Raw genomic sequence first — 20,850 nt, 5'->3', positions numbered from 1 at the left:
AACGCAGAGCTGATGCTGCACCGGCCGGGGCCGCCACTTTCACGCCACGTCCAAGGATCCATCCCATGCGCTACCCTCTTGTTTTCATCGACGGCGACCAGGGCACCACCGGCCTGCAGATCCACGAACGCCTCCGCGGACGCGACGATCTGCGCCTGCTGACACTGCCCGCCGGCCAGCGCAAGGATGCGCGCGCGCGCGCCGACGCCATCAACGGCTGCGACATCGCCATCCTGTGCCTGCCGGACTCCGCCGCACGCGAGGCGGTGACGTCCATCGTCAACCCTGCAGTGCGTGTGATCGACTCCAGTTCGGCACACCGCACGCAGCCCGGCTGGACCTACGGCTTTCCGGAGATGGCCGCCGGCCAGGCGCAGCGCATCGCGGGCGCGCTGCGCGTCAGCAATCCGGGCTGCTATCCCACCGGGGCGATCGGCCTGCTGCGCCCCTTGGTGGAGGCCGGCCTGCTGCCGCACGACTACCCCCTCGCCATCCACGCGGTGTCGGGCTATTCGGGTGGCGGCCGCACCGCCGTCGATACCTACGAGGGACCGCAGGCCACCCGGGCCCTGCCCTTCCAGGTCTATGGCCTGGGCCTGGCGCACAAGCACACGCCTGAAATCCAGCAGCACGCGGGCCTGGCACGGCGCCCCGCCTTCGTGCCGGCCTACGGCGCCTTCCGGCAAGGTATCGTACTGACGGTGGCGCTGGAGTTGGACCTGCTGGCATCCGGCACGGACGTCGGCAGGCTGCACGCCTGCCTGCTCGACCACTACGCCGGCGCCCGCCATGTCGAGGTGATGCCGCTAGCCGAATCGGCCGCCGCCACTCACCTCGACCCGCAGGCACTGAACGGCACCAACGCCCTGCGCCTGGGCGTGTTCGCCAACCGCGAGCACGGGCAGGTGCTGTTGGCAGCGGTGTTCGACAACCTCGGCAAGGGTGCTTCGGGGGCGGCAGTGCAGAACCTCGACCTCATGCTGGCCGGGGTGGCGGCGGAGGTTCGCCGGGCCGCCTGAGGCACTACCCAGCGTCGAAATAAGAAGCGGGCCGGCAGCTTCCCGGCTTCCGGCCCGCCTGGTGCGATCGGGTCAATCAGGCGTGATTCGGCGCGTCAGTGAATCTGCATGCCACGCATGGCGTGGATGCGTTCGTGATAATTCTGCATGCCCTCGTACTGACGCAGTAGCACCGAGCGAATTTCCTCTGGCATGTCTCTCGTCAGCGCCGAGCGGTACTCGCGCCTGGCGGCCCTCTTCCTCGCGCTCGCACAACTGCAGCACCGCGTCGACGGCAACGTCACTCGGCCTTGTAGCCCGATGCTTTGATGGGCCGTTCCCAGCGCCTGAGCTCGGCGACCTGGGTCTCGCCGAGTTGCTGCGGGCCGGCGTAGTTCGCATTCGGGCCGATCTCGCGGACGCGCGCCTGGAGATCGGGCGCCTTGAGCACTTCGGCGATCGCGTCGGACAGGCGCTTGACCTTATCGGCCGGCAGGCCTGCCGGGGCGAACAGGCCGACGAAGGCCTCCGCTGTGGCATCGATTCCGGACTCCTTGAGCGTGGGCACGTCGGGCAGCGCCGGCGATCGCGCGTTACCCGTGACCGCGAGGATGCGCAGGCGGCCCGCGCGGTGATGCTCGATGGTCTCCGATATCGTGTCCACCATGATAGGAATCTGTCCGCCCAGCAGATCGGACACCGCCGGCGCGCCGCCCTTGTAGGCCACGTGCGTGAGCGGCACGCCTGAGGCCTGCGACAGCAGCACGCCCGCAAAGTGGGGCACGGTACCCGCGCCCGAAGTGCCGTAGTTGGCGCGGGCCGGGTTGGCCTTGAGCCAGTTCAGCACCGCGCGGATGTCACCGGACGGCGCCACCGGACCCGCCGTCACCGCAAAGTCGAAGGTCACCACACGCGCGATGGGCGTGAAGTCCTTCACCGGGTCGTAGTTGAGGTTATAGAGCCATGGCGAAATCACCAACGCGCCGCTGGGCGAAATTACCAGCGTGTTGCCGTCGGCCGGCGCGCGCTTTACTTCCCCAAGCACCAGCCGACCGCCAGCTCCGGGCTTGTTCTCGACGACCACCTGCTGGCCGAGCGGCAGGCGCAGGCGCTCGGCCAGCAGCCGCGCCACGACATCGACCGAGCCGCCGGGCGCGAAGCCGACCAGCAGCTTGAGGGGCGGCTTGTCCTGGGCGAGGGCGCCCATGGGCAGCACGGCGGCCAGCGCCATGGTTGCAACCCGATTGAAAACGCGTCGCTTCATCATGGTGATGAGTCTCCTTGGTCAGCCGAAGTCGATCAGAAGCCGAATACTCGCTTGGCATTGCCCGAACGCACGGCGTCGCGCTGCGCGGCGGACAGCCGCTCGGTATTGGCGAAGGACCCGCGCGTGTCGTGAACCTGGTGCGGCCAGTCTGTGCCGAACATCACGCGGTCGGCGCCGACGACGGAGATCAGGAACTCCAGCGAAGCCGGACTGTACGAGATGCAGTCGTAGTGGATGTGGCGCAGGTAGTCGATGGGCGTGCGCTGCATCTTGCGCCGCTGGGGGATCTCGACCTCGTGGCCCTTCCCGAAACGGCCGGCCAGGTAGGGCAACGCGCCACCCGCATGCGAGGCGATGATCTTGAGGTTGGGGTATTGGTCGAAGAAGCCCTCGAAGATCATGCGCGTGATGGCGAGCGTGGTGTCGAACATGAAGCCCACGGACCAGCTCAGGTCGAACTTGGTCATGTCCATCAGGTCGGCGCCCGGCGGATCGGTGGGGTGCACCAGCACCGGCAGCGCGCGACGGTCGATTTCGGCCCAGATGGGTGCGAAGGCCGGGTCGGTCAGGCTGCGGCCGGCGATGTTGGCTAGCACCATGACGCCGCTCGCACCGTTGTCGCAGGTGCGCTTGAGCTCGTCGAGCGCGCGCTGCGGGTATTCCCACGGCAGCGAGGTGAACCAGCGCAGCCGGCTCGGGTGAGCCGCCTGCGCCTGCGCCAGCGAATCGTTGGATTCACGCGCCGCTTCGCAGCTGGTTTCCTCGTCGCCCCAGAACACATTGGGGCAAGTCAGCGACATGACTGAGATGTCGATGCCGGCCGCGTCCATGTGCTGGATGCGTAGATCGTAGTCGAAGTGCCCCTTCTGTGGGATGACGTGTCGCCACGGAATACCTCGTGCTGGCCGTCGGGGCGCTGCTGGATGTTGTAGAGGCCGCCCTTGCGCTTGAGCAGCTCCAGCCAAGGTTTTGTGAAGATGTGGGTGTGAACATCGATGACAGGCATCAAGGGGGCTCCTGTGGTGTGGAGTGACGGATGTTCGGCATCTGGGCAAGCGCGCGCTGGACTGGCACGAGCTCGCCACCATGGACTGGGTCCTGCCGCCCGCGGGCACGGCGCTGGGCGCCTCGGTGCTGGACCTGTTCCTGCACGTGGGCGAAGAGCCACCGGTGCCGGCCATCGAAGCCCATTCGCTCAAGATCGTGGGCCGCATTGCCCAATGAGTGGCGAACCACGCCTCTTCAAGGCGTTGAGGTACAGGTCTTCGTCGTACCTGGTTCCTGTCTGCCAGCAGCGGTACAGGATACGTATCCATTTGAATGCTAGTGCGCGGACGGCCGCTTGGTACGAACTGCCCTTGGCCCGCTGTTGGCGGTAGTAGGCCCCAGCCCAGGACGATTTGTTGATGGTCTGTCCCGCCCATTCGACGAATGTCTGCCGCAGGAAAGTCGGGCATTGCCAGCGCCAATGCACCCAGCGCTTCTTACCGCTGCGCTCAGTGACTGGCGCAATGCCGGAGTACTTCTGCAGTTCCTCCGCCCCGTTGTAGCGATCACGTTGCTCACCAAACGCGGCTAGCAGCCGCGGCGTCAAATGCGGCCCGGCGCCAGGCAAACTATCAAATAGGTCGAAGTCAGGCAGTGTGCGTGCGATCCTCGCAATCTCCTTGTCGAACACGTCGATCGCTGCGAGCACTTTCCGTAGCTGAGCTACCAACATCAACGCGAGCAAGCGATTGGGTGCGACAACGCCGGGATCGTCCGTCATAGGCATAGCACCCCGGATAGACGCCAAACGCCTCTCGATTAGTTGGGCCCGTCGACAGTTGTGCGCATGGAAGAAGTCTTCGAGGGTCGTCCTCCGCGCGCGTTTGGCTGCTGGCAGCGTGGGCCAGCGAGTGAGGAAATCACAGAACTGTATGGTGTCAATGTCCTCAAACCATTCCAAGGCTTGAGGATAGTACTGCTTCAGAGCATGGGTCAGTCGGTTGGTGAATCGAATCTTATCGCCGACCAGTTCGCGACGCTGCTCAATCAAGCTCAGCAAAGAGCGCATATCAGCGCTCTGCGGATTAAGTGCACTGAACCGATCAGGATGACGAAGCAAAAGGTCAAGTGCCAACTCTGCATCGGTGGGATCGTCCTTGGCTCGGCTCGGTTTGAACGCCTCGCGGTACTTTGCGAGCATTGAGGGGTTGATCGGAAACAGCGTCAAGAATGAATGTCTGGGCGGCGACAATCATTTTGTCCGGCCGTGTTGCCTCACGAAGGAATGTTACCTGACGAATTGTTGTCGTTTCGCTTTCTTTCTTCTCTTCTTTCGTGGTTTGCCGGGCGCGGAGCGCCCGGCCCCCGGCGACTTTTAACTTTTCCGTAACTCACACTTCGGCTGACGCGTCAGCGGACTTTCGCAGGTCACCCAGAATTAGTTCTTTCACGCGCTCTGCTCGCCACGCCTTGACCCGGCGCTGCAGCGTTCGTAGTTGTGCCTTACTCGCGTACGCTTCTGGAAACATCGAGGCCAACCGATCCATCAATACGTTGGCCGGCACTGAGGGCTCTGCAATCAGCCATCCTTCGATTAGCGGCCACGCGTCGGCGAACGGATCCACCCGACTTCGCCACCAGTGCTTTGCCTTCGGATGCTTCCGGTGTGTTGGACGTGCCTCACCTTCCTTCCATGCCGAAGAAAGGCCGGCGAGGAAGACCGCAACGTCTGACTCACCGGCTGGCGCTGCTTCAGCACACACACCGTGAGCTGCGAACTCGCTCAATGTTTGCTGAGCCATTCGCATCTCCTGCAGCAGCCGCACAGGATCGAGGCCTTTGAACTGTGCCTTCAGCTTCTCCTTGATAGCGGGGGCGACGCTGTCGTGTGCCAGAAGCCGATCGCACGGCGTCGCCGGCGCTAAATAGACCTTGTGTACGCGCGCGCCGTCACGCGTCTTGGACTTCAGCTTGAACGAAGGCTGGAAGAAGTTAATGTATAGCCGCGATGAAGCGTACAGCTGCACCAGCGCGTTCGTGGCATCGACACCGCTCAGCCGGCCATAGCCGGCAAGCCTCCGCACGACGGCGCCGTTCTTCTGCTCCACCCAGGCCTGGTCGTTCTTCTTGTAGGCCCTCGAGCGCGTCTGCACAAGGCCACGGCCCTTGCAGTAGTCGAGGACGCTCTGGTTCATGAACGCACTGTCATTATCCGAGTCAACTCCAAGCATCGCGAATGGCAGATCGGCAGCCGCCTTCTCAAATCCTTCAATCACCAGCATCTGGTTACGTACTCGCATGGCCACACATTCTGTCCAGCCGCTGGCGATATCAGTCAGCGTGAGGGTGTGGACAAATTCACCGTCTATCTTCGATCCGCCGCAGTGTTCGACCATGTCGATCTCGAAGAAGCCAGGTGGTGGATCGCGCCAGTCGGCGAAGGTACGCACTGGAATGCTGCGCCGGATGCCCGAGCCCACTCCCGTACGCCGTTTGCGCTGCCCATCGATGTGCGCACGCGCATTGGCTAGCATGCGATCGATGGTCGCCGCGCTGATCTGCAGGAGTTTGGCCTTGACGACTGGATTCAGGTCGAGATGGCCGTGCCGCTCCATGGCATCAACCAGCTTCGGTATCAGCGCTTGTAGTCGCTTGCCGCAGACCCGGTCGGCAGCTTCCCACAACACTGTCAGTGCCTGGCGTACCGCTTCGTCATATAGCCGGTTGCGCTCGCTCGTCCCCTTTGCCGCGCCGGGCTTTTGTCGTAACAACCGGATGGCGTGTTTGCGGTGATACCCGGTCAAAGCCACGAACTCGTCGAGGATCCTGACCCGGTCACCGAACGTCGCGCTGCCATACCGCAATTGCAATGCTGCGACCAACTCCTTGCGTGTCGTCATGCTGATTTGCCTCGTCACCTCGTGCCGCTCCCGCCGGACAATCCGACGGGTAGCAAACTACGTGAGGCAACAGGTCAGCGCGAGTTGCAATTCTGATGAGTCAATGCGTGAGCGTGCATGTTGTCGCCGCGATTCTGATGAGCCGGCTGCACAGGGAGAACCTGATCCTGTCCATGGTGACCGGAAGGAAACCGGCGGCGCCGGATCAACGCAAGCCATCTGCCGGGGACGGCGAACCGGCCAGCTCATCGGACCCGCCTGCTATCTCCGATCCCCGTGCCGTCTCACCGGGCCGCCGCCCGTAGCGCCGCCATGAACTGCAACATGGCCTCCGACGGCAGCTCATTCTTGCGGGTGACAATGCCGTAGCTCGACATGGCGCGCCGGATGGGCACCGGCACGTGTGACAGCATGCGTTCCGCGACGAAGCGCTCGACCACGGCGCGCGGCTGCAGCGAAAGCATATCCGTCGCCTGCAGCAGTTCCAGCGTGGAAAAGATTGACGGTGTTTCCACCATGCCGACCAGGCCCTGGATGCCTGCTGCCGCAATGGTTTCATCGAACAGTTGCCGGATGGCGGTGAGCTGCGGGTAAAGGATCCACGGCCATGCGCCGATGTCGGCAATTTCCAGCCTGGGCCTGTCCAGCAAGGGATGTCCCGGCCGGCAGACGACCCATACCGGCTCTGGCGACAGTGCCTCGAAATCGAAGATCGCCTGGTGCCGTGGCTCGGTCAGGCGCCCGACCATGATGTCCAGCTTCCGGTCTTCCAGCCAGACGGCGAGCTGGTCACTGCTCTGCTCGATCAGCTTGACGACCAGCCGCGGGCGCTGCTGCAGGATCTCGCGGATCGCCGTGGTCACCACCTGCGCGGCCGACGCCGAAATCGCGCCAACCGTGAGGTGGCCGTGCCCGCCGGCCCGCAGCGCTTCCAGTTCGCTCACAAACTTGCCGAGTTCGGCCAGCGCCGTCGATGCGTAGCGCAGCGCGAACTCGCCCAATTCGGTCGGGCGCATATCCCTTGGCAAGCGATCGAACAACCTGGCCTGCAGAGTGTCTTCAATGTCGCTCAGTATCTTCGTGGCAGCCGGCTGGGTGATATGCAGCTGCTCGGCCGCGATGCGCAGGTTGCGGCTGCGTCCCAGCACATCCAGCAGCTGCAGGTGCCGGAAGCGCAGCTTGGCTAGCACGGCGGAAGGGGCGGAAGCAGTTTGTCTGGCCATGAAGGGGGTAAACCCGGCTGAATCAATAACTAAACGGAATCGATTCTACCCAATAATCGATTGGATGTTTATCGGACTGCCACATAGAGTTCCACCCAACGCTGCGGTGGTCGCGGCGCTCATGACAACTACATCAGTGGAGACAATCGATGGCATTGCCGCTCACGCTCAGCGCTACGCAAACGCTTCCTGCCGACGGGCTGGCGGGGACGCTGGTCGGCCGCGCATGGATCCCGGCCGGTGACGGCGTTCCGGCCGGCCCGGCTGTCGTGGTCTTGCGGCCGGATGGTGTATTCGACATTTCCGATGTCGCCCCGACCATGAGCACCCTGCTCGAACAGGACGACCCGCTCACGGTGGTGCACAATGCGCCCGGGCGCTGGATCGGCAAGCTGGACGACCTGCTGGCCAACACGGCCGATCCGCACGGCAGCGACGGCGTGGCCCGCCTGCTGGCGCCATGCGACCTGCAGGTGATCAAGGCGGCAGGCGTGACCTTTGCCGGCAGCTTGGTCGAGCGTGTCATCGAAGAGCAGACCAAGGGCGACCCGCAAGGCGCCGCCGAGGTCCGCAACCGGATCCAGGCGCTGGTGAGCGAGCGCCTGTCCCGGATCCGGCCGGGTTCCCGCGAGGCGGGCGAACTCAAGGCCTTGCTGATCGAGCATGGCATGTGGTCGCAATACCTTGAGGTGGGCATCGGCCCGGACGCCGAGATCTTCACCAAGGCACCGCTGCTTTCGGCGCTTGGCACCGGTACGGAAATCGGACTGCATCCCGGCTCGGCATGGAACAATCCGGAACCCGAGATCGTGCTGGCCATCAACAGCCGCGGTGATGTGCTCGGCGCCACGCTGGGTAATGACGTCAACCTGCGCGACTTCGAGGGCCGCAGTGCGTTGCTGCTGGGCAAGGCCAAGGACAATAACGGCTCCTGCGCGATCGGTCCATTCCTGCGCCTGTTCGACCAGAGTTTCTCGCTCGACGACGTGCGGCGGGCGACGGTGGTTCTGCGTGTCGATGGCCTGGACGGCTTCGTGTTGTCCGGCACCAGCTCGATGGACCAGATCACACGCGACCCGCTGGAGCTGGCCGAGCAGGCAATGGGGGCGACCCACCAGTATCCCGATGGCGCCATGCTGTTCCTCGGCACGCTGTTCGCGCCGGTGGAAGACCGCGACACCGCGGGCGGCGGCTTCACCCACAAGGGTGGTGATCTTGTCACCATCTCCAGCCGCCAGCTCGGCAGCCTGGTCAACCGCGTGGGCCGCAGCGACCGTATCGCTCCGTGGACGTTCGGCGTACGCGCCCTGATGGCCAACCTGGCCGCACGTGGCCACACCACTTTCTGAACGGCGATTTCTGAACGGGCGCCACGGCGCCCCGCCCTGAACACCGCAGCAACCCTCGCGCAAGCAAAAGACGGGGATGCCGCAATCCATGACATGAGGCCGCGACGCGCGGCTTCGTACCGGAGACAAACCCATGCAGACTCAAGCTGCCAACCGCGATCCGCTCGCAAGCGCGGTAAGCAAGGCCCGCCTGCGCCTCGCGCCTTTCCTTGCACTGATGTTCGCGCTGTCAATGCTCGACCGCTCCAACGTCGGCTTCGTCAAGCAAGCCCTGATGGTCGATTCCAATATCGGCAACGCGGCCTATGCGCTTGGCGCCGGCATTTTCTTCATCGGCTATGCCGTCTTCGAAATCCCCAGCAACCTGATTCTGCACCGGGTCGGCGCCAGGGTCTGGCTCAGCCGCATCATGGTCACCTGGGGGCTGGCCTCGGCGGCCATGATGTTCGCGCATGACGAGACCTCGTTCTACGTGCTGCGCTTTATCCTTGGCGTCGCCGAAGCGGGCTTCTCGCCGGGCGTGATCCTGTACTCGACCTACTGGTTCCCGGCCAGCCAGCGCGGCAAGGCGCTCGGCGTCTACTACTTCGGCTTGCCGGTGGCACTGGTGCTGGGCGGGCCGGTCTCGGGGCTGCTGCTCGATGTGATGGGTGGCCAGCTGGCCCTGCGCAACTGGCAATGGATGTTCATCATCGAAGGCCTGGCGGCGTCGGTGGTGGGCGTGATCGCCTTCTTCTACCTAGTCAGCAAGCCGCGCGATGCCAAGTGGCTGAACGCCGACGAGAAGACTGCGCTCGAAGCCGCTATCACCGCGGAAGACAACCAGAAGACCGCGCATGGCCCGGCAACCGCACTGAGCGCGCTGGGCAACTGGCAAGTGCTGCGTTTCGTCGCCATCTACTTCGCCATCCAGGTCAGCGTCTACGGCGTCATCTTCTACCTGCCGACGCGTATTTCCGAGCTGACCGGCACGGCGATTGGTGCCAAGGTCGGCCTGCTCACCGCGATTCCGTGGCTGTGCGCGCTGGTTTCCCTGCGTCTGATCACCGGCATCGCGGACGCCAGGGGCAAGCAACGGGAATTCGCCATGGCCATGCTCGCGATGGCGGCCACCGGCATCGCACTGTCGACGCTGGGGCACGAACTGGTGCCCGTGCTGATGGCGTTCTGCCTGGCTACCGTCGGCTTTGTCGTGGTCCAGCCGCTGTTCTGGACGCTGCCCACCGCGTACCTGAGTGGCACCGCTGCGGCCAGCGGCATCGCCCTGATCGGGGCGCTGGGCAATCTCGGTGGCTTTATCGCGCCGACGCTGAAGACCGCTGTCGAATCCGCATTCCATAGCCAGCAAGCGGGCATGCTGGCCCTGGCCATCGCAGGCGTGGTCGGCGTGCTGCTGCTGATGAGCATCGGCGCACGGGCCCGCCGCGATTCGACGTTGCGGCTTGGCTCCTCCGAGGCGGCCTGACCGCGTCCCGTATTCCCTGCATCCAAACACCTGACATGACCATCCTCGGACTTCACTACATCGGCGGCGAACGCCGTGCCGCCGGCACCCCGCTGTACAGCGTTGACGCCGTGACCGGCGAGCGATACCCGGTCAGCTTCCACGAAGCCACCGGAGCCGAAGTTGCAGCAGCCGCGCTGGCCGCGCACCAGGCCTTCCCCGCATTCCGCGCCAGCAGCCCGGCCGAACGCGCCGCGCTGCTGGAAACCATCGCCGATGAAATCGATGCGCTGGACCAGGCGTTCATCGCGGCGGCCAGCCGCGAGACCGCCCTGCCGCCGGCGCGGCTGGAAGGCGAGCGCAAGCGCACCAGCAATCAGCTGCGCATGTTCGCGGCCACGGTATGGCGCGGTGACTTCCTCGATGTCCGCATCGACCGCGCGCAGCCTGCGCGCCAGCCGCTGCCGCGGCTCGACCTGCGGCAGTACCGCGTCGGCGTGGGTCCGGTGGCGGTCTTCGGCGCCGGCAATTTCCCACTTGCATTCTCGGTGGCCGGCGGCGACACGGCTTCGGCGCTGGCAGCGGGCTGCCCGGTGGTGGTGAAGGCGCATCCGGGCCACATGGTCACGTCTGCATACGTGGCCAATGCAATCGAACGCGCGATCGCGCGCAGCGGTGCGCCGGCGGGCGTCTTCAACATGGTGTTCGGCACCGCAGCCGCCGGCGCGGCACTGGTATGGGCGCCGCACATCAAGGCCGTAGGCTTTACCGGGTCACTGGCTGCGGGCCGGGCGTTGTTCGATCTGGCGCAATCGAGGCCGGATCCGATTCCGGTGTTTGCGGAGATGTCGAGCGTGAACCCGGTGTTTCTGATGCCCTCGGCACTGTCCGCTCGCGGCGCGCAGATTGCGCGCGAACTGGCAGCCTCGGTGACCTTCGGCTGCGGCCAGCTTTGCACCAACCCGGGGTTGGTGCTTGGCATCCGCTCGCCGGCATTCGATGCGTTCGTCGCCGAACTCGGCACGGCACTGGCGCTGGCCGAGCCGCAGCCCATGCTGGGCGCCGGCATCCGGGACAATTTCCAGCGCGGGCTGGCCGGCTTGCGCGAAGTCCCCGGCGTGGAAGTCCTGGTGTCAAAGCAAGCGGACGGCCGCATCGGCGGACATCTGCTGAAGGCCGATCGCAGCGTGCTGTTTGCGGAAAATCGTCCGCTGGAGGAGGAGGTATTCGGCCCGTCGACGGTGATCGTCGCGCTGGATTCCGAAGATGACTTCCTGGCCTTTGCCGAACGGATGCGCGGCCAGCTTACGGCCACGCTGATGGCCGATGACGGTGACCTCCATCACCACGCCGCGCTGATCGCGCTATTGGAAAGCAAGGTCGGCCGTTTGCTCTTCAACGGTTACCCGACCGGCGTGGAAGTCAGCGACGCCATCGTCCACGGCGGCCCCTACCCGGCTACCACCGATGCGCGCGGCACCTCCGTCGGCAGCGCTGCCATCGAGCGCTTCCTGCGCCCGGTGTGCTACCAGAACTATCCCGATTCCGTGCTCCCACCGGCCTTGCGCGACCGTAACCCGTGGCAGCTGCCGCGCCTGGTCGACGGCGTGCCGACACGCGCCGCGCTGCAAGGCGCGCACGATCTGGAGGCCGCAGCATGAGCGTCGTCCTGGAACAGGAAGCAGCAACCGCGGCCGAACTCGTCATACGGCTGCATCCGGATGACGATGTCGTCATCGCGCGTGCGCAACTGGTGGCAGGCGCGCGCCTCGGCGCAGGCCTGGTGGTGCGCGGCCTGGTGCCCGCAGGGCACAAGCTGGCAGTGCGCGCCCTTGAAGCCGGCGCGCCGGTGCGGCGCTACGGGCAGATCATCGGCTTCGCTACGCGTCCGGTCGCACCGGGCGAGCACGTCCACACCCACAACCTGGCCATCGGCGAGTTCGAGCGCGACTACGCGTTTGGTACCGCGACGCGCCCTGCCGCCGTGGCGCCGCAGCGCGCGCAGTTCATGGGCATCGTCCGCGCCGATGGGCGGGTCGGCACGCGCAACTACATCGGCATCCTTACCTCCGTCAATTGCTCTGCCACCGCGGCACGCGCCATCGCCGAGCATTTCCGGCGCGAGCTCAATCCGCAGGCGCTGGCAGACTACCCGAACGTGGATGGCGTGGTGGCGCTGACGCACGGGCAAGGCTGCGCGGTGGATGGCGAAGGCGAAGGCCTGGCGCTGCTGCGACGCACGTTGGCGGGCTATGCGCGCCACCCCAACTTTGCCGCCGTGCTGATCGTCGGGCTGGGCTGCGAAACCAACCAGATCGACGGCCTGCTCGACAGCGAGGGACTGGCGCGCGGCGCCGCGCTGAAAACCATGACCATCCAGGCCACCGGCGGCACGGCCCGTACGGTGGCGGCAGGCATCGAGCAGATCAAGGCGATGCTGCCCGACGCCAACCGGGTGCGACGCGAGCCCGTCGATGCCAGCCACCTGGTGGTCGGACTGCAATGCGGCGGCTCCGACGGCTATTCCGGCATCAGCGCCAATCCCGCGCTCGGCGCAGCCGTCGACCGGCTGGTGGCGCACGGGGGTACCGCCATCCTGTCGGAGACGCCGGAGATCTATGGCGCCGAGCATTTGCTGACGCGCCGTGCCGTCTCGCCGGAAGTCGGGCACAAGCTGCTCGACCGCATCCGCTGGTGGGAAGCCTACTGCGCGCGCATGAACGCCAGCCTGGACAACAACCCGTCCGCCGGCAACAAGGCGGGCGGACTCACCACCATCCTGGAGAAATCGCTCGGTGCCGTGGCCAAGGGCGGCACCACCAACCTGGTCGACGTATACCGCTACGCAGAGCCGGTGGAGGCGGCTGGCCTGGTCTTCATGGACACCCCTGGCTACGATCCGGTCTCGGCGACCGGACAGGTGGCCGGCGGCGCCAACCTGATCTGCTTTACCACCGGGCGCGGCTCCGCCTATGGCTGTGCACCGTCCCCGTCCCTGAAGCTCGGCACCAATACCGCCTTGTGGCAGCGCCAGCAGGAGGATATCGACATCAACTGCGGCACCGTGATCGACGGCACGCAGACGATCGACGCGCTTGGGGAAGAGATTTTCCGCCTCATGCTGGCGGCAGCGTCGGGACAGCGCTCAAAGAGCGAATTGCACGGTTACGGCCAGAACGAGTTCGTTCCCTGGCAGCTTGGCGCGATCACCTGACGGGGCATCCGCGCGGCTGGCGTCATTCGCCACTGGCCTTTGCATTCGACCCCACGCTGAGCGTGCCTGTCATGGTCGGATGCAAGGTACAGGTGTACGGGAACACGCCGGTCTTCCTTGCCGTGTACGTCCACGACTTACCCGGGGCGATGGCCTTGGAATCAAAGCCGCCGCCCGACGCGGTCACGGTATGCGGAAACGGGTCCTTATTGACCCACACCACAACGTCACCGCGCCGTACGGCGAGTGTCCGCGGTACGTATGCAGTACCGTCCATCAGCACGGTATGGGTAGCCGGCCGGCCAAGCGCCGGCCAACTGGCACAACTCCCCGCCACCATAAGCAGCGGAATCCAGGCAGCAAGCCGATGCCGGCTCCCGGTGCGATCCACGCGCTCTGTCACTTCTTGCCCAGCGAACCCTGGATTTGCTTGGCATGCTCAAGATGCGCCACGAAGGCCGGACGAACCTTCACCAGCAACGCCTTCAGCTCTTCGTTCTTGGCGCCGGGAATCAACGTCTTGTCCATCGCGTCGATCACGGCCTGGTGATAAGTCACCTCATTGTCGATATAGGCGCTATCGAACTCCGCACCCTTGAGGCCTTTGAGCTTGCTGAGATTCTTGTCGCCATCCGACTTGAGGCTTGTGCTGGTCGGATTGCCCTCTGGCTTCACCTTCAGCTTCTTTACCAGGGCGGTGGCCGACTTGTTGACACCGGTGTGATCCGTGATCATCTGTCGCGCGAACGCCTTCACGTCCTTGCCAGATGCCTTCCTTTTTGCCAATTTCCCGGCGTCGATATCGACCTGATTTGCTGTGACCACGATCGAGGCGATCTGCGCGTCGTTGACAGCATCCTGGGCAAACGTCGTGCCTGCCGAAAACAATATGGCCGCAGCCAAGGCGAAATTTGCAAGTTTCATGGCGTCACATCCTATTGTTCGAGTCGAAAAATAAGGAGTATAGAAAACTCTGTCACGTTGTGAACTAATTGTGTCGCGATCGCCTGCCCGGCGGTTGACGTCACGCCGCCCGCCTTGGCGCACGCGATTCCCGGTGGCCCCGCACAACCACCACTAACGGGCACCGGCCCGCTGCGTCGTCCATCGGCGATACCGCCGCGTCTGGCACGAAGTGGACAGCTGCTGCAACACTAGCGCCCTGACGGGCGAGATGCGTGGGTCCGTGACACGTCCCTCACTGAGCCGTTTGAGCTGGAACTTGACGACGGCCATATTGGCCAGGGAGCCCAGCGTCTTGTTCTTCCAGGTGATCGATCGCAGCGCGGGCGCATTGTTCTTTCCTGCATGCCAGTTGCGCGGCAGGTTCGGGTCGATGGACAGCGCTGTGGCGATGCCCGCCATGGCGATGCCACTGTCGATCACCTGTTCGGCCACGGCGCGGCGGCGGATGCCTCCGGTGACCATCAAGGGCATGCGCGCGACGGACGCGATGTCGCGCGCAAACTCCAGGAAGTAGGCTTCCCGGGCCAGCGTGCGGCCATCACGGGCTTGCCCCTGCATTGCCGGCGCCTCATAGCTTCCGCCCGACAGCTCGATCAGGTCGACGTTGAGCGGGTTGAGCATCTCGACCACCCGCCTCGCGTCATCGGCGCTGAAGCCGCCGCGCTGGAAGTCAGCCGAATTCAGCTTGACCGAGACCGCGAACCGGGGCGATACCGCGCTTCGTACGGACCGGACGATGCCGAGCAGCAGGCGCGCACGGTTCTCGATACTGCCGCCCCACTGGTCCTGCCGCTTGTTGGCGATCGGTGACAGGAACTGGCTCAACAGGTAGCCATGGGCCGCATGAATCTGCACCCCGGTAAAGCCGCTTCGTTCCGCCAGTTGGGCGGATCGTGTAAAGCGCTGCTGTACGTCGGCGATGTCCCGGCCGGTCATTTCCCTGGGCACGGGAAACTGCTTGGACAGCGCCCCGAGGTCCAGCGGAACGGCCGACGGCGCCAAGGTGGTCTGGCCGAGTGCCGCAGGCATCTGGCGCCCGGGGTGGTTGATTTGCATCCAGACATGGGCGCCGCCGGCCCGTGCGGTGCGGGCCCAACGCCGGAAGCGGTCCAGGCGGGTGTCGTCTTCCAGGACCACACCGTTGGGCCCGGTCATAGCACGGTGATCCACCATGACGTTGCCGGTCAGGATCAGGCCTGCCATGCCGTTGGCCCAGGCGTCGTACAAGCGCAGCAGCGCATCCGATGGGGCGTGGTCCGCATCCGCCATATTCTCTTCCATGGCCGCTTTGGCGAGACGGTTGGGAATCACAGCGCCGTTGGGCAGGGCAAGGGGTGTGAACAGCTTCATGGGAGGCATCCTGATTTGACCAGAGCCCGACTTTAAGCTTAAAGTCAACTTTAAGGTCAAGGCCTCTGGAGAATGCGGATGAAAATCGGAGAACTGGCTCGACTGAGTGGCATTGCCGCCTCACGCATCCGGTTTTATGAAGCGAGCGGCCTGCTCGAGCCCGCGCAGCGGCAAGCCAACGGCTATCGCGAATACGCGCCGGAAACGTTGACCAGGCTGGAGATCATCATGTGTGCGCAAGGCTCGGGCTTCTCCCTGGAAGAGATTCGAGCCATCCTGCCACCAGACCTGGACAAGTGGCCACATGACCAACTCCTCCAAGCCCTGCGGCGCAAGGTCGATGAGATCGAGTTGCTGGAGCAGCGTCTGGCGCAGAGCAAGCACCGCCTCGTCGCACTGATCGACGAGATCAACGGCACCAGGGAAGGCGAAGATTGCGAGGGCAAGGCCAGGCGGGTCCTGGAGCGAATGAATCAGGATGGCAACGGTGGTGCCCCGGCGGGTCTCCCAGGTCGTAGGACGAGGACGTCAAGAAAAGGAATTCCTCTGTAACGAGGCGTCAGGTTCGCCTATGCTGTCCAATGCGGCAGATGCAAAATCCGCACAGGTCCCATGGATCTGAAAACAAGAAGGGGGAAGTCCCCGGAACGGAAGGCGCCATCAGGATTGCGCTTTCCGTGCGCTTGCTTGGCCGAGTCACGGGGTGGTGACCCATCGCACACGAGGCATGTTGCCAGCTCGTGGGCGGGATACTCCGTTGACGACAACATGACAGACGCCTTCCTGTTTAGTAAGCCGTTCACGTTTCTCGCCTGCGCCGGCATGTCGGAAGTCAGGGAAGGGGTTGATGTACTGGAAGCCCTCCCCGGCCACTTGCTCTGGCTCGAGAACGAGGACTACATCCGCCGGGTCTACGTGCCCGATTTCCTGGAACAGAGCCGCGCTGCCCTTGAGGCGGTGATGCCGGGCGGGCCAGCGCAGATCGATGCCATGGCCGACGAGATCCGGCACAGCCCCCGCCTGATGCCGGATCTGCAGCGGCTCTCTCCGGAGATCGCCGCTGCCGCCCACTCGTACTGCTATTGGCGCTACAGCGCAGACGTGGTCGGGCGCGCGCAGGGCATTCCGCGCAGCGCCATCGAGCGCCAGTTCGACCGGGCGGCGCGACCTCGGGACGGCGCGCACAAGCTGCAATGGATCTGCCCGTGCTGCGACGGACCGGCGCACTATCAGGTCGACGGGCTGCTCGCCTCGCAGCGGCCGGCACGGCAGGGCGGCTTCTCAATCGAATGCGCACACTGCGGACACCAGGAACGGCTGTACGCCGGTTTCCTGCATGCGGGCCGCCTGGAATGCCGCTGCGCGCATTGCACGGGTTTTATCAAGACGCTGGCCGGCCAGCTGGCCAGGCCCGCGCGCAGGCTGTGCGCGGCGCTGGAGGACTATGCATGGATGCATGCTGTGGATACCGCGGCAGAAATCCGCGAACTCTGGGAAGCGTCATTGCAGATGCTGGCAAGCGGAGCCAGGCCGTCCGACAACACGATGGCATTCGCCCTGGCCATCCAGTCAGACGAGGCGCGCCCCATCCCGGACATTCTCAGCCAGATCGACCCGACGCTCGAAGGCCGGCTCGACAAGAATCCAAGGGCCTGGGTACTGCTGTGCGAGCTGCTGCGCGAAGGCGTGCTGGACGCCGACTGCGCGATCTATGACCATGACGGCCGCCAGCACGTGGCGCTTGAGCTTGCCCTGCTAGAAGACGACCAGGCAGCCGACAGCGCCACTGCGCAAGACAGCCTGGCTACCTTGCTGAAGGGCTACCAGCCACCGGAGCGCGATGCCTTCATCAACTGGCTGAAGGCGCTGAAGCGCTTGCGGCTTTGCACCGCCAGGTTCAATGCCGCCGTGGACGTTGCCTGGAAGCCCAACCTGGAGCATTGCCGCATCCTGACCGCGCGATGGTCTGACGGCCAGCCAGCGCCCGCCGCGCAGGCCAGCGCCGCATGGCTGCCGGCCGCGCCGCGCCCGCGCCGCCCGGAACGGCCGGTGTACCTGGACGCGGAGCTGGAGGCGGTGCAGTTGCTGAAGTCGCTGGGCTATATCGTCCTCAGTCCGGAGGAGATTCGCTCGCAACGAGATCCCATCGAGGATATGTTGTGAAGCGGCAAGCGCAGTCCCAGGGTGTGGGGAATCTTGTCCGCACTCCGATCATCTGCGAAACGTAGTTCGACTGCCTGAACCGCGAATGTGTGTGGTTGCCAACCATCGCCTCCTGCCGGCGCCGCACCCAGCCTTGGCGGCAGAAAACATGCTTGCTAGACTGCCTTACGCATGCCTGGGCGGGCCTGCAGCAGCGCAGCGTCCACCCGCCATGGGCCGCGCAAACAGGCAGGGAGAAGCCAATGAGCAACGACAACAAGCCTGGCGGCACATTGACGCGGCGCGATTTCCTCCAGACTGCCGGGGTTGGCACCATGGCATTGGGTCTTGGCGCAGGCGCGGATGCCAAGGATGCCCCTGCCGGGGCAAGCGACGCGGCCCAGGCCACCGGGAGCCCGGCATCGGGACCGTACAACATTCTGTTTATCCTTGTTGACCAGGAACGCTACTTCCGACCTGGCGAGTTGCCCAAGGGCTATGGCCTGCCTGCACATGAACGCTTGATGAAGCGCGGTACGACCTTTTTGACATCCTTATACGATCTTGCGCAACTGCATGTGCATGCTTTCAATGGCGTTGGTCGTGTAGATGATCCTGCGTACTTCGGGCGGGTAGACGAAGAACGGGATGACCTGTTCCCATTGGCGGCGCCACATGTCGGCCACCGTGGGGAATTTCCGGCCCCAATCGCTGGCGGCGAACGCCTGCAGCGCGCCGGCGGCGGCGTCGGCCGTGGCAGCCTGGTAAATCGGCTTGAGCGCGGCCGCCAGGCCCTTGCGGTCCTTCCAGCTCGCCAGGTTCAGCGAGTTGCGGATCAGGTGGACGATACAGGTCTGGATTTGCGCGCCCGGGTAGACGGCCTCGATCGCTTCGGGGAAGCCACGCAGGCCGTCGACGACGGCGACCAGGATGTCGTCCAGGCCGCGGTTCTTCAACTCGTTGAAGACCTTGAGCCAGAACTTGGCGCCCTCGGTTTGCTCGATCCACAGCCCGAGCACCTCCTTGCGCCCGTCGGCGCGGATACCCAAGGCCAGGTAGACGGCCTTGTTCCTGACGGTGCCTTCGTCGCGGATCTTCAGGCGCAGCGCGTCGAAGTAGACGATGGGATACATCGCCTCCAGCGGACGCTGCTGCCATTGGTCGACCTCGGCCAGCACTTCGTCGGTGATGGTGGAAATCAGGTCAGGCGAGACCTGCAGCCCATACAGTTCCTGCAAATGGCCCTGAATCTCACGCACGCTCATCCCGCGTGCATACATGCTGATTACGTGGTCGTCGAAGCCGGACAGCCGGCGTTGCAGACTCACCTTGAAACTTTGGCCCGGTAGTGGTTACGCGGACAAGCTGGCGAAGTACCGGGACTACGTGTCGCAGCGCATGAAGTTCTGGGCGGTGCTGCTGTTCTGTATCGCGGTTCCGTCGGAAATTCCCGGTTATCTGTTCGGCTCCATGCATTACCCCTTCCGCAAATTCCTGGCCGCGATGGCGATTGCCGAAGCGGGCTATGCATTTGGTATCGTCGTCGCCGGGGAAAGCCTGGCAATCGATCGGCCCTTACCTTTTCTTATCGCCGTCGGCATCCTGGCGGTCGTCGCGGTGCTGGCGGGCCTGGTGCTGCGTGCGGTCAGGAAGCACAAGTCGGGCGGCCTGCAGCGGCGCTGAACGGGGCCGCCAGGGGTCTGCGGGAGACCACTTTCGCCCCATGGCCGGTCAACCGACGTTTGTGCCGAATCGGTCATGCAAGTCCGTTCCCAACGCTGCTGGAACCGCCGATTACTAGCGTAAGATAAATTCTCAAGCGTGCATTTCCGGGGCTCGCTCTCTCCAGGAGAAGACATGCGACTAGCTGACTTCATCTTGCGGGATACAGGCCGCATTGTGGCGGCGTGGGAGGAGTTTGCGACCACCCTGCTGCCAGCCGCAAGAAACATGGACTCCCTCGCGCTGCGTGACCACGCACCGCAGATCTTGCAAGCCGTGGCGAAGGATTTGTTGACCCCGCAAACGAGGGAAGCTCAACGCGAAAAATCCATGGGACAGGCTCCCAAGCTACTCGGTGCGCCGGAGACCGCTGCACAAACGCACGCCCTCCTGCGGGCGCGCGGTGGCTTCAACATCAATCAACTGGTCGCTGAGTACCTGGCGCTGCGCGCCAGCGTGCTGCGTTTGTGGATTGACGAATGTCAGCCGGCCGCCCCTTATCTGGACGACGTGATGCGGTTCAACGAGGCTATCGATCAGGCAGTCGCGGAATCCGTGGCATTTTTCCATTCGCAGGTAGAGCAGGCTCGCGACCTGTTGCTCGGCATGGTTGGGCACGATATGCGCAGCCCACTGCAGACCATCCAGACGACCGCCTCATATCTGGCGGCGCTGAACGCTGGGGAGAAGGTATCGGAAGCTGCAGCCCGACTGATTCGAAGTGGTTCCCGCATGAATTCTCTTCTGGATGATCTGTGCGATTTCAACCGAACGAAACTCGGCTTGGGCATCAACATCACGCCTTACGACGTCGATCTGGCTGAATTGGTCGCCGATACCGTGGACCAGTTGCGTGCAGCTCATCCGACCCGCCGCATCGAGCTTGAGGTGAAGGGCAACGTGCAGGGTATTTGGGACGGCCTGCGCCTGCAGCAACTGCTTTCCAATCTGGTGCTTAACGCGATAAGGTACGGCGCGCCGGACGAGCCGGTCTGCGTTGCAGTCACCGGCCATGACGCGGAAGTCAGTCTCGAGGTCAGGAACAGTGGTCCCGCCATTGACCCGCTGTCGCTGGAGCGCCTTTTTGATCCGTTGAGGAGAGGCCCGGATCAGGAGAACAAAAATGCGGACGGCCTCGGACTCGGGCTGTACATAGTGAGCGAGATTACCAAGGCCCATCAGGGATCGATCGAGGCGCGCTCCGACCAGACAGGGACCACGTTTGACGTGCGTCTGCCGCGTCGCACGTAACGGGCGCGGGCAGCCTGTTCTCTATTGCCGACAGCTG

General features: G+C 64.4%; 18 protein-coding genes and 2 pseudogenes. 11 read left to right on the top strand and 9 right to left on the bottom strand.

The window, feature by feature from the left end; all coding sequences use genetic code 11:
• The first annotated feature begins 65 nt into the window (after nucleotides 1-65).
• Nucleotides 66-1,019 carry an N-acetyl-gamma-glutamyl-phosphate reductase gene (gene argC, locus KB879_RS19525; protein WP_211979617.1) on the top strand — a complete coding sequence of 318 codons (954 nt, stop codon included), beginning with the start codon at nucleotides 66-68 and terminating at the stop codon, nucleotides 1,017-1,019.
• Between the two features lie 280 nt (nucleotides 1,020-1,299).
• On the opposite strand, the gene KB879_RS19520 is transcribed toward argC, so the two are convergent.
• Nucleotides 1,300-2,265 carry a Bug family tripartite tricarboxylate transporter substrate binding protein gene (locus KB879_RS19520; protein ID WP_211979616.1) on the bottom strand — a complete coding sequence of 322 codons (966 nt, stop codon included), beginning with the start codon at nucleotides 2,263-2,265 and terminating at the stop codon, nucleotides 1,300-1,302.
• A gap of 32 nt (nucleotides 2,266-2,297) precedes the next feature.
• Nucleotides 2,298-3,095: an amidohydrolase family protein gene (locus tag KB879_RS19515; RefSeq protein ID WP_249221160.1), complete on the bottom strand. Its 798-nt coding sequence runs from the start codon at nucleotides 3,093-3,095 to the stop codon at nucleotides 2,298-2,300.
• Between the two features lie 199 nt (nucleotides 3,096-3,294).
• Here KB879_RS19515 and KB879_RS19510 point away from each other — a divergent pair, with 199 nt between their 5' ends.
• On the top strand, nucleotides 3,295-3,489 hold the full coding sequence (locus KB879_RS19510) for a hypothetical protein (RefSeq protein WP_249221159.1): 195 nt from the start codon (nucleotides 3,295-3,297) through the stop codon (nucleotides 3,487-3,489).
• Here KB879_RS19510 and KB879_RS19505 read toward each other — a convergent pair.
• From KB879_RS19505 to KB879_RS19495, 3 genes are all read right to left on the bottom strand, one after another.
• Nucleotides 3,461-4,480, bottom strand: a complete 1,020-nt coding sequence (locus tag KB879_RS19505; RefSeq protein ID WP_249221158.1) for a transposase — start codon at nucleotides 4,478-4,480, stop codon at nucleotides 3,461-3,463. The genes KB879_RS19510 and KB879_RS19505 overlap by 29 nt on opposite strands.
• A gap of 163 nt (nucleotides 4,481-4,643) precedes the next feature.
• On the bottom strand, nucleotides 4,644-6,152 hold the full coding sequence (locus KB879_RS19500; protein WP_211979615.1) for a DDE-type integrase/transposase/recombinase: 1,509 nt from the start codon (nucleotides 6,150-6,152) through the stop codon (nucleotides 4,644-4,646).
• Nucleotides 6,153-6,436: 284 nt separating this feature from the next.
• Nucleotides 6,437-7,375 carry a LysR substrate-binding domain-containing protein gene (locus KB879_RS19495; RefSeq protein WP_013952049.1) on the bottom strand — a complete coding sequence of 313 codons (939 nt, stop codon included), beginning with the start codon at nucleotides 7,373-7,375 and terminating at the stop codon, nucleotides 6,437-6,439.
• Between the two features lie 149 nt (nucleotides 7,376-7,524).
• Here KB879_RS19495 and KB879_RS19490 point away from each other — a divergent pair, with 149 nt between their 5' ends.
• The 4 genes from KB879_RS19490 (at nucleotide 7,525) to KB879_RS19475 (ending at nucleotide 13,382) form a co-directional block, all read left to right on the top strand.
• Nucleotides 7,525-8,724 (top strand): fumarylacetoacetate hydrolase family protein, encoded by a 1,200-nt coding sequence (locus KB879_RS19490; RefSeq protein WP_211979614.1) that lies wholly within the window; start codon nucleotides 7,525-7,527, stop codon nucleotides 8,722-8,724.
• Nucleotides 8,725-8,857: 133 nt separating this feature from the next.
• On the top strand, nucleotides 8,858-10,189 hold the full coding sequence (locus KB879_RS19485) for an MFS transporter (RefSeq protein ID WP_211979613.1): 1,332 nt from the start codon (nucleotides 8,858-8,860) through the stop codon (nucleotides 10,187-10,189).
• 35 nt (nucleotides 10,190-10,224) lie between these two features.
• Nucleotides 10,225-11,829, top strand: a complete 1,605-nt coding sequence (locus KB879_RS19480) for an aldehyde dehydrogenase (NADP(+)) (RefSeq protein ID WP_211979612.1) — start codon at nucleotides 10,225-10,227, stop codon at nucleotides 11,827-11,829.
• Nucleotides 11,826-13,382, top strand: coding sequence for a UxaA family hydrolase (locus KB879_RS19475; protein WP_211979611.1), 1,557 nt, complete (start codon nucleotides 11,826-11,828; stop codon nucleotides 13,380-13,382). The genes KB879_RS19480 and KB879_RS19475 overlap by 4 nt, the downstream gene beginning before the upstream one ends.
• 22 nt (nucleotides 13,383-13,404) lie before the next feature.
• Here the strand turns inward: KB879_RS19475 and KB879_RS19470 are convergent, their stop codons facing one another.
• The 3 genes from KB879_RS19470 to KB879_RS19460 all read right to left on the bottom strand — a co-directional run bounded on the left by KB879_RS19470 (nucleotide 13,405) and on the right by KB879_RS19460 (nucleotide 15,698).
• Complete coding sequence (locus KB879_RS19470) at nucleotides 13,405-13,722, bottom strand: cupredoxin family copper-binding protein (protein ID WP_080569577.1); 318 nt, start codon at nucleotides 13,720-13,722, stop codon at nucleotides 13,405-13,407.
• A 59-nt stretch (nucleotides 13,723-13,781) separates the two neighbouring features.
• Nucleotides 13,782-14,306, bottom strand: coding sequence for a DUF4142 domain-containing protein (locus tag KB879_RS19465; protein ID WP_211979610.1), 525 nt, complete (start codon nucleotides 14,304-14,306; stop codon nucleotides 13,782-13,784).
• 153 nt (nucleotides 14,307-14,459) lie between these two features.
• The gene (locus tag KB879_RS19460) at nucleotides 14,460-15,698 is read right to left on the bottom strand and encodes an NADH:flavin oxidoreductase/NADH oxidase family protein (protein WP_211982248.1); all 1,239 of its coding nucleotides are present in this window, start codon (nucleotides 15,696-15,698) and stop codon (nucleotides 14,460-14,462) included.
• A gap of 78 nt (nucleotides 15,699-15,776) precedes the next feature.
• Here KB879_RS19460 and KB879_RS19455 point away from each other — a divergent pair, with 78 nt between their 5' ends.
• From KB879_RS19455 to KB879_RS39435, 3 genes and pseudogenes are all read left to right on the top strand, one after another.
• Complete coding sequence (locus KB879_RS19455) at nucleotides 15,777-16,250, top strand: MerR family transcriptional regulator (protein ID WP_013952041.1); 474 nt, start codon at nucleotides 15,777-15,779, stop codon at nucleotides 16,248-16,250.
• Nucleotides 16,251-16,466: 216 nt separating this feature from the next.
• Nucleotides 16,467-17,861: a hypothetical protein gene (locus KB879_RS19450; protein WP_041228529.1), complete on the top strand. Its 1,395-nt coding sequence runs from the start codon at nucleotides 16,467-16,469 to the stop codon at nucleotides 17,859-17,861.
• 242 nt (nucleotides 17,862-18,103) lie between these two features.
• A pseudogene (locus tag KB879_RS39435) lies at nucleotides 18,104-18,196 on the top strand (twin-arginine translocation signal domain-containing protein); the annotation flags it as partial.
• A gap of 201 nt (nucleotides 18,197-18,397) precedes the next feature.
• Here the strand turns inward: KB879_RS39435 and KB879_RS19440 are convergent.
• Nucleotides 18,398-19,159: pseudogene (locus tag KB879_RS19440) on the bottom strand (IS256 family transposase); the annotation flags it as partial.
• A gap of 10 nt (nucleotides 19,160-19,169) precedes the next feature.
• On the opposite strand from KB879_RS19440, the gene KB879_RS19435 reads away from it, so the two are divergent.
• Together KB879_RS19435 and KB879_RS19430 are read left to right on the top strand one after the other, a co-directional pair.
• Nucleotides 19,170-19,523, top strand: a complete 354-nt coding sequence (locus tag KB879_RS19435) for a hypothetical protein (protein ID WP_228772622.1) — start codon at nucleotides 19,170-19,172, stop codon at nucleotides 19,521-19,523.
• Between the two features lie 174 nt (nucleotides 19,524-19,697).
• A complete protein-coding gene (locus KB879_RS19430; protein WP_013952035.1) occupies nucleotides 19,698-20,813 on the top strand; it encodes a sensor histidine kinase KdpD in 1,116 nt (371 codons plus the stop codon).
• Nucleotides 20,814-20,850: the final 37 nt, after the last annotated feature.

This window comes from Cupriavidus sp. KK10, assembly GCF_018223725.1.
GTDB classification, from domain to species: Bacteria; Pseudomonadota; Gammaproteobacteria; order Burkholderiales; family Burkholderiaceae; genus Cupriavidus; species Cupriavidus necator.
This window is presented reverse-complemented; position numbering and strand designations above follow the sequence as displayed.

Excerpts from the sequence above, each read along its gene's own strand:
- KB879_RS19490 (WP_211979614.1), top strand. The coding sequence starts at position 7,525 with ATGGCATTGCCGCTCACGCTCAGCGCTACGCAAACGCTTCCTGCCGAC.
- KB879_RS19470 (WP_080569577.1), bottom strand. The coding sequence starts at position 13,722 with ATGGTGGCGGGGAGTTGTGCCAGTTGGCCGGCGCTTGGCCGGCCGGCT.
- KB879_RS19450 (WP_041228529.1), top strand. The coding sequence starts at position 16,467 with ATGACAGACGCCTTCCTGTTTAGTAAGCCGTTCACGTTTCTCGCCTGC.
- KB879_RS19460 (WP_211982248.1), bottom strand. The coding sequence starts at position 15,698 with ATGAAGCTGTTCACACCCCTTGCCCTGCCCAACGGCGCTGTGATTCCC.
- KB879_RS19500 (WP_211979615.1), bottom strand. The coding sequence starts at position 6,152 with ATGACGACACGCAAGGAGTTGGTCGCAGCATTGCAATTGCGGTATGGC.
- KB879_RS19455 (WP_013952041.1), top strand. The coding sequence starts at position 15,777 with ATGAAAATCGGAGAACTGGCTCGACTGAGTGGCATTGCCGCCTCACGC.
- KB879_RS19485 (WP_211979613.1), top strand. The coding sequence starts at position 8,858 with ATGCAGACTCAAGCTGCCAACCGCGATCCGCTCGCAAGCGCGGTAAGC.
- KB879_RS19430 (WP_013952035.1), top strand. The coding sequence starts at position 19,698 with ATGCGACTAGCTGACTTCATCTTGCGGGATACAGGCCGCATTGTGGCG.
- KB879_RS19520 (WP_211979616.1), bottom strand. The coding sequence starts at position 2,265 with ATGATGAAGCGACGCGTTTTCAATCGGGTTGCAACCATGGCGCTGGCC.
- KB879_RS19475 (WP_211979611.1), top strand. The coding sequence starts at position 11,826 with ATGAGCGTCGTCCTGGAACAGGAAGCAGCAACCGCGGCCGAACTCGTC.
- argC (WP_211979617.1), top strand. The coding sequence starts at position 66 with ATGCGCTACCCTCTTGTTTTCATCGACGGCGACCAGGGCACCACCGGC.
- KB879_RS19465 (WP_211979610.1), bottom strand. The coding sequence starts at position 14,306 with ATGAAACTTGCAAATTTCGCCTTGGCTGCGGCCATATTGTTTTCGGCA.
- KB879_RS19515 (WP_249221160.1), bottom strand. The coding sequence starts at position 3,095 with ATGGACGCGGCCGGCATCGACATCTCAGTCATGTCGCTGACTTGCCCC.
- KB879_RS19480 (WP_211979612.1), top strand. The coding sequence starts at position 10,225 with ATGACCATCCTCGGACTTCACTACATCGGCGGCGAACGCCGTGCCGCC.
- KB879_RS19495 (WP_013952049.1), bottom strand. The coding sequence starts at position 7,375 with ATGGCCAGACAAACTGCTTCCGCCCCTTCCGCCGTGCTAGCCAAGCTG.